The organism is Micromonospora sp. NPDC051296, assembly GCF_040682255.1.
GTDB lineage: Bacteria > Actinomycetota > Actinomycetes > Mycobacteriales > Micromonosporaceae > Micromonospora > Micromonospora craterilacus.
On record NZ_JBFBAO010000389.1, the window covers coordinates 1 to 6,232 of the forward strand.

Annotated in this window: 5 protein-coding genes; 1 reads left to right on the forward strand and 4 read right to left on the reverse strand. The window is 70.3% G+C overall.

The features are described from left to right. Positions 1–237: 237 nt before the first annotated feature. The 4 genes from AB0M52_RS28760 to AB0M52_RS28775 form a co-directional block, all read right to left on the reverse strand. Positions 238–1,125: a carbohydrate ABC transporter permease gene (locus AB0M52_RS28760; protein WP_363960134.1), complete on the reverse strand. Its 888-nt coding sequence runs from the start codon at positions 1,123–1,125 to the stop codon at positions 238–240. After that, complete coding sequence (locus tag AB0M52_RS28765) at positions 1,122–2,258, reverse strand: sugar ABC transporter permease (RefSeq protein WP_363960137.1); 1,137 nt, start codon at positions 2,256–2,258, stop codon at positions 1,122–1,124. Before AB0M52_RS28765 ends, AB0M52_RS28760 begins: the two co-directional genes overlap by 4 nt. A gap of 82 nt (positions 2,259–2,340) precedes the next feature. Continuing rightward, complete coding sequence (locus tag AB0M52_RS28770) at positions 2,341–3,591, reverse strand: extracellular solute-binding protein (protein WP_363960140.1); 1,251 nt, start codon at positions 3,589–3,591, stop codon at positions 2,341–2,343. Between the two features lie 29 nt (positions 3,592–3,620). Continuing rightward, positions 3,621–4,601 (reverse strand): LacI family DNA-binding transcriptional regulator, encoded by a 981-nt coding sequence (locus tag AB0M52_RS28775; RefSeq protein ID WP_363960143.1) that lies wholly within the window; start codon positions 4,599–4,601, stop codon positions 3,621–3,623. 152 nt (positions 4,602–4,753) lie between these two features. On the opposite strand from AB0M52_RS28775, the gene AB0M52_RS28780 reads away from it, so the two are divergent. After that, a partial coding sequence (locus AB0M52_RS28780; RefSeq protein WP_363960146.1) for a glycogen debranching N-terminal domain-containing protein occupies positions 4,754–6,232 on the forward strand: 1,479 nt, incomplete at its 3' end.

A 6,232-nucleotide genomic window follows, 5' to 3' on the forward strand; every position in this document is an offset into this window, starting at 1 on the left:
GATCTCACGACGTCGGCGGGCGACCTACCCACCATTTTCACGCCTGCGCGGCGTCCCCAAAAGACCGGCTGACTTGGACAGTTCCCGTTACGCGATAACGGGAAGTGTCCAAGATCTCGCGTGGACGGCGCCCGGTTTACCCGATCAAGGTTGCGCGACGAAGCAACTAGACCGGCGTGTCGCCGTCTTCCTTGGTGGGCAGGCCGCATCCATCGACACCTGAATGCTGGTCCGAAATCAGCCCTTGTCGGAGCCGTCGTTGGCGTCTCGGACGAAGTAGCGCTGGAAGACGACGAAGATGATCGCCACGGGGATGGTGGCGAGCAGCGCCGCGCCGAGCTTCAGCGGGTACTGGGTGCCCTTGCCGAGTGACCCGCTGACCAGGTCGGCGAGGCCACGGGGCAGGGTGAACAGGCTGGGATCCTGCACCGACACCAGGCTGTGCGGGAACTCGTTCCAGGTGCCCTGGAAGGAGAGGATGGTCAGGGTGATCAACGCCGGCTTCGCCATCGGCAGCACCACCGACCAGAAGGTGCGGAAGATGCTCGCGCCGTCGATGCGAGCGGCCTCCTCCACGCTGACCGGGATGGACTCGAAGAACTGCTTCATGATGAACACGCCGGCGGCGTCGGCGAGCAGGGGCACGATCAGACCGGAGTAGCTGTTGTAGATGCCGAGCTGGTTGAGCACCAGGAACTTGGGGATCAGCAGCACCACGCCCGGCACCGCCATCACGGCGATGGCCGCCGCGAAGAGTCCCGACCGGCCGCGGAAGCGCAGCCGGGCCAGCGCGTACCCGGCGAGCGAGCAGAAGAAGACCCGCCCGGTGGTGGCGACCACGGTTACCAGCAGCGAGTTGCCGAGCCAGAGCGGGAAGTTGGTGCCGGTGAAGATCCGGATGAATCCGTCGAGCACCAGCTGGTCGGGGATCGGCGAGAGCGGGTTGGCGGCGGCGTCGGGCTCGGTCTTGAGCGAGTTCCCGATCTGGATCACGAACGGGTACAGGAAGACCAGCGAGAAGAAGACCAGGACGGCGTACCCGAGGAACCGGCTGGCCAGGGTGCGGGCGCCCCGGTCGCCGCGCCGCCGGGTGGGGGTCGCCGGGCGCTCGGCCAGTGCGGTCACTTCGCGGATCCTTCCGGTGTACGCCGGCGCCGCCGGCCCCAGCGGGGCCGGTCAGGGTCCCGGTCGGCCATCACCCGGCGCTGCACGAGGGTGAGCACGATGATGATCAGGAACAGCACGAACGAGATCGCCGCACCGGAGCCGTAGTCGAAGTCCCGGAACGCGGTGCGGTACGACAGATAGGCCGGGGTGAGGGTGGTCTTGGCCGGGTCGCCCTGGCTCATCACGTACACCTGGTCGAAGACCTGCCAGGAGCCGATCAGGCCGAGGGTGACCACCAGGAACGTGGTCGGCTTGATCATCGGCAGGGTGACATTGCGGAACCGCTGCCAGCGGCTCGCGCCGTCGAGCGTGCTCGCCTCCTCCAGCGTGACCGGCACGTTCTGCAGGGCCGCGAGGAACATCAGCATGAACGTGCCGGAGGTGGTCCAGATCACCAGCGTGATGATGGACATCATCGCGACGCTGGGACCGGACAACCATTCCCACCAGGTCAGCCCGAGCGGTCCGCCCTGGGTCAGCGCGGCGGGCGGGTTCTCCACCCCGACCACACCGAGCAGCAGGTGCAGCACGCCTCGGGAGTCGGCGAACCACTGCGGTCCGTTGATGCCGAACATCCGCAGCAGGTTGTTGACCGCGCCGGAGTTGGCGAACAGGAACAGGAAGACCACGCTGATCGCCACCGAGCTGGTGACGGACGGGAAGTAGAAGGCGGTACGGAAGAAGCTCTTGCCCTTGAGCAGCCGGTTGTTGACCACCAGCGCCAGCCCGAGAGCGAGCACCGTCTGCGTCGGTACGACGAGCGCCACGTAGTAGATGTTGTTGCGGATGGCGGTCATGAAGTCCCGGCGGTCCAGGCCGTCCTCGGTGAACAGCCGGGTGTAGTTGTCGGTACCGACGAACGGCACCTGACTGGTGAACGGACTGCCCTGCCCGTTCCAGTCGGTCAGGCTCACCCACAGCGCCATCAGGATCGGCAGCAGCAGGAACAGCCCGAGGATGACGATCACCGGCGCGACGAACAGCCAGCCGGCGATGTTCTCGTTGGCGCGTACGCCGCGCCCGCCCCGCCTGCGGCGGTCGCCCGGCCCGCCGGTCGCGGTCGCCGCTCCCGCCAGCACGTTCGTCGCCATCGTCACTCCCTTCTTAGGTCGAGATGGAAGGAGGGATCCCTCCCTGACGCGCCTGAGGCGGTCAGGAAGGGACCCCCTGCGATCAGCTACCGCCGAGCGCGGCCTTCGCGTTCTTGTCGAAGTTGGCCAGGATGCTCTTCGGGTCGCCGTTGGCCAGACCCTGCAGACCGGCCTCGAGGTCCTGCAGGACGCTGTCCATCTTCGGGGCGTTCACCGGGCCCTGGGCGTACGCGGCGCCGTCGATGAACGGCTTGTCGGCGGGGAACTCGGCGGTGTACTGGTCGCGCACCGACTCCCGGGACGGCATGACGCCGAACGCCTTGGCGAAGGCGATCTGCTGCTCGCCGCTGGTCATCGCCTCCACGAACTTGATCGCCTGCTCCTTGTACTTGCTCTTGGCCGCGATGCCCCAGCACTGCGTGAAGGAGAGCGTACCCTTGCCCGCAGGTCCCGCCGGCAGCTCGACGACCTGGTACTTCACGTTCGGGAAGTCGTTCTGCAGGGCGCCCTTGATCCAGTTGCCCTCGATGGTCATCACCGCAGCGCCCTTGCCGAACGCCTCACCGGACCAGCCTGCGTCCAGCTGCTTCGGGAAGCGGACGAGCCCGTCGGTGACCATCTGCTTGACGTGGGTCAGCGCGGCCACGTTCTCCGGAGACTCGCCGGTGGCGGACTTGCCGTCCTCGCTGAGCAGCCAGCCGCCGTTCTGCACGAAGAACGCGCCGATGCGGTCCCGGGTGTCACCGAGCACCAGCGGCACCATGCCCTTGGCCTTGATCTTCTTCGCGGTGGCGGTGAGCTGCTCCCAGGTGGTCGGCACGTCGGCGTCGGTCAGGCCGGCCTTCGACCAGAGCTCGGTGTTGATCTGGAGGGCGAGGGTGGAGAAGTCCTTGGGCGCGCAGTACAGCTTGCCGTCGTAGGTGAAGGTGTTGCGCAGGCTCTCGTAGAAGTCGCCGACGTTGCTGATCTTGTCGCCGTACGGCTCGAGCGCGCCGACGCTGGCGTAGTCGGCGAACCGGCTGGCGTCGACGTAGAACACGTCCGGCGGGTTGCCACCGGCCAGGCCCTGGCCCAGCTGCTGGGTCAGGTCCTGGGCGGGGACGACGGTGGCCTGGTTGCCGGAGGAGGTGGCCCAGGCCGCCGCGGCGTCCTGCACGGCCTTGGTCTCGGCGTCGCCGGAGGAGCCGATCATGATCTGCAGGCTGGCCGGCCCGGTGGACTGGGTGGTCTCGCCGGCGGGGTCGTCAAAGCCGCTGCCGCAGGCGGTCGCGCCGAAGAGTGCGGCGGCGGTGAGGCCGGCCACGGCAGCTCGGGTGAGGACGCGGGGTGTCATCGTTCTTTCTCCTGAGGTGAGGGACGGTGTCAGGCGAGGTGTCGCAGGACCAACGCGGGTCGTAGCAGCACCTGCCTCGGGTCGCGGTGCGGCCCGTCGAGCAGGTCGGTGAGGAGGTCGACGCAGCGGGCGGCGGCGTCGCCGAGGGGTTGGCTGACGCTGCTCAGGCCGATCGCGGCGGCAACCGGGGTGTCGTCGAAGCCGATCACCGGGACGGCGGTGCCGGCCCCGCGCAGGGCCTGGAGGGCGCCGAGGGCGAGGGAGTCGCTGGCGCAGACGAGGGCGGTGGGTGGGGTGGGCCGGCCGAGCATCTCCCGCGCCGTACGGGCGCCCTCGGCGATGCCGTCCTCGGTCTCGGCATCGAGCCCGTCGGGGTCGACGCCCGCGCCGAGCAGGGCGCGATGCCAGCCCGCCCGCCGGTCGTCGCCGACGCCGGAGCCGGCTGGCCAGCCGATGAAGCCGATCCGGAGATGGCCGGCCGCGAGGAGGTGGGCGGTCGCCTCCCGGGTGCCGGCGGCCCCGTCGACGTCGACCCAGCTGTGGGCCTGCGGGTGGTCCCACGGCCGGCCGAAGGTGACGAACGGGATCTCCCGCTCGGCCAGCCAGGCGGTGCGCGGGTCGCCGTGGTCGGTGCCGGTGATCACGAACCCGTCCAGGTCGTACGCGCTGAGCAGGTCCCCGTACGAGGCGATCTCGCCGTCGTCGTCGGCGGCGGTGTAGAGCATCACCCGGTAGCCGGCCGCCTCAGCGGTCTCGGTGAGGCCGTGCAGGAAGCGGTCGAGCACCGAGCCGTTGATGCCGTCCCGGGTCGGTTCGATACGCACCGCGATCAGCCGGGAACGGCCGGTGCGCATCAGCCGCGCGGCCTGGTTGGCCCGGTAGCCGAGAGTGACGATTGCCTCCTGTACCCGTTGCCGGGTCTCCGGCCGCACGATGTGCGGTGCGTTGATGACGTTGGACACGGTCTGCCGGCTGACCCGGGCGTGCCGGGCCACCGTGGCAATAGTCACCTTTTCCGCCACATCGCGCCTTTCCTGGGGCTTGAACGATCCAATTTGGATGGGGCAGGATTGGATCGTTCAAGTTGCTGGAGTGTTTCGGACTCTGCACCCCCCGGAACCGTCTGTCAAGATGCCGTTCCATAACGAACCTGGAGCCGTACGTGACTGCACGCCACCTGCAACCCCTGCTGCACGACCTGGTGGGGGTCGTCCTCGCTCCCACCAGTGCACTCGGGGACCCCGCCGGGCAGATCCGGCCGCTCGGCGTCCAGGGTGTCTTCCACGCCGACAGCCGCGTCCTGTCCCGCGCCGAACTGCGCGTCGACGATTGTGAACCCGAGGCGATCGGCCACGCGCCGATCACCGCCCATGCCACCCGCTTCGTCGGTCTGGCCCGCTGGCTCGGCGACCCTGGCGCTGACCCGACCGTCCGTGTCGAGCGGACCCGTCGCCTCGACCAGCACGGCCTCACCGAGGAGATCCGCCTGGTCTCCACCGCCGCCGTGCCGGTGCAGGCCACCGTCACCGTCGACCTCGGCTGCGACCTCGCCCCGATCGAGCGGGTGAAGACCGGCTTCGCCATCGAGGCCCTGGCGGCGCAGGCATCGGCGCCGGGCCAGTTCGGCTGGGCGGCCGGCGGCACCACCGTCACCGTCACCGCCGAAGACGCGGAGATCGACCTCGCCGGCGACCGCGCCACCGCCCCCCGCCTGAGCTGGCCGGTCACCCTTGCCCCCCGGGCCAGCCGGACCCTGCGCTGGCGGCTCACCGTCACCGACCCCCGCGCCGTCGTCGCGTACCCGCCGACCGAGCCGACCTGGGCCCAGCCGCAGGTGCAGGCCGACGACCGGCGGCTCGGTCGACTGCTGCACCGCTCCCTCGACGACCTGCACGCGCTGCGGCTGGCCGACCCCGAGGCGCCCGGCGACGTCTTCCTCGCCGCCGGCGTGCCCTGGTTCCTCACCCTCTTCGGCCGCGACAGCCTGTGGGCCGCCCGGATGATGCTGCCGCTCGGCACCGAGCTGGCCGCCGGCACCCTGCGGGTGCTGGCCCGGCGGCAGGGCCAACGCACCGACCCGGCGACCGGCGAGCAGCCCGGCAAGATCCTGCACGAGCTGCGCCGCGGCGAGGTCAGCCTGCCCGACGTGGGGCTGCGGCTGCCGCCCGCCTACTACGGCACGGTCGACGCCACCCTGCTCTGGGTCAACCTGCTGCACGACGCCTGGCGCTGGGGACTGTCCGCCGAGCGGATCGAACCCCTGCTCCCGCACCTCGACGCCGCGCTCGGCTGGCTCCGCGACCACGCCGACGCCGACGGCGACGGCCTGCTCGAGTACATCGACACCACCGGCCACGGGCTGTCCAACCAGGGTTGGAAGGACTCCGGCGACGCCATCCGGTTCCGTGACGGGAGCCTGGCCAACGCGCCGATCGCCCTCGCCGAGGTGCAGGGCTACGCCCACGAGGCCGCGATCAACGGGGCCGCCCTGCTCGACGCGTTCGACCGGCCGGGCGCCGACCGGTGGCGGGAGTGGGCCGCCCAGCTCGCCGCCCGGTTCCGCGCCGCCTACTGGGTCGACGGCCCGCACGGCCCGCAGCCGGCCCTCGCCCTGGACCGCGACAAGCGGCCCGTCAACTCG

Coding starts and splice junctions, on each gene's coding strand:
- AB0M52_RS28770 (WP_363960140.1), bottom strand. CDS start 3,591: ATGACACCCCGCGTCCTCACCCGAGCTGCCGTGGCCGGCCTCACCGCC.
- AB0M52_RS28765 (WP_363960137.1), bottom strand. CDS start 2,258: ATGGCGACGAACGTGCTGGCGGGAGCGGCGACCGCGACCGGCGGGCCG.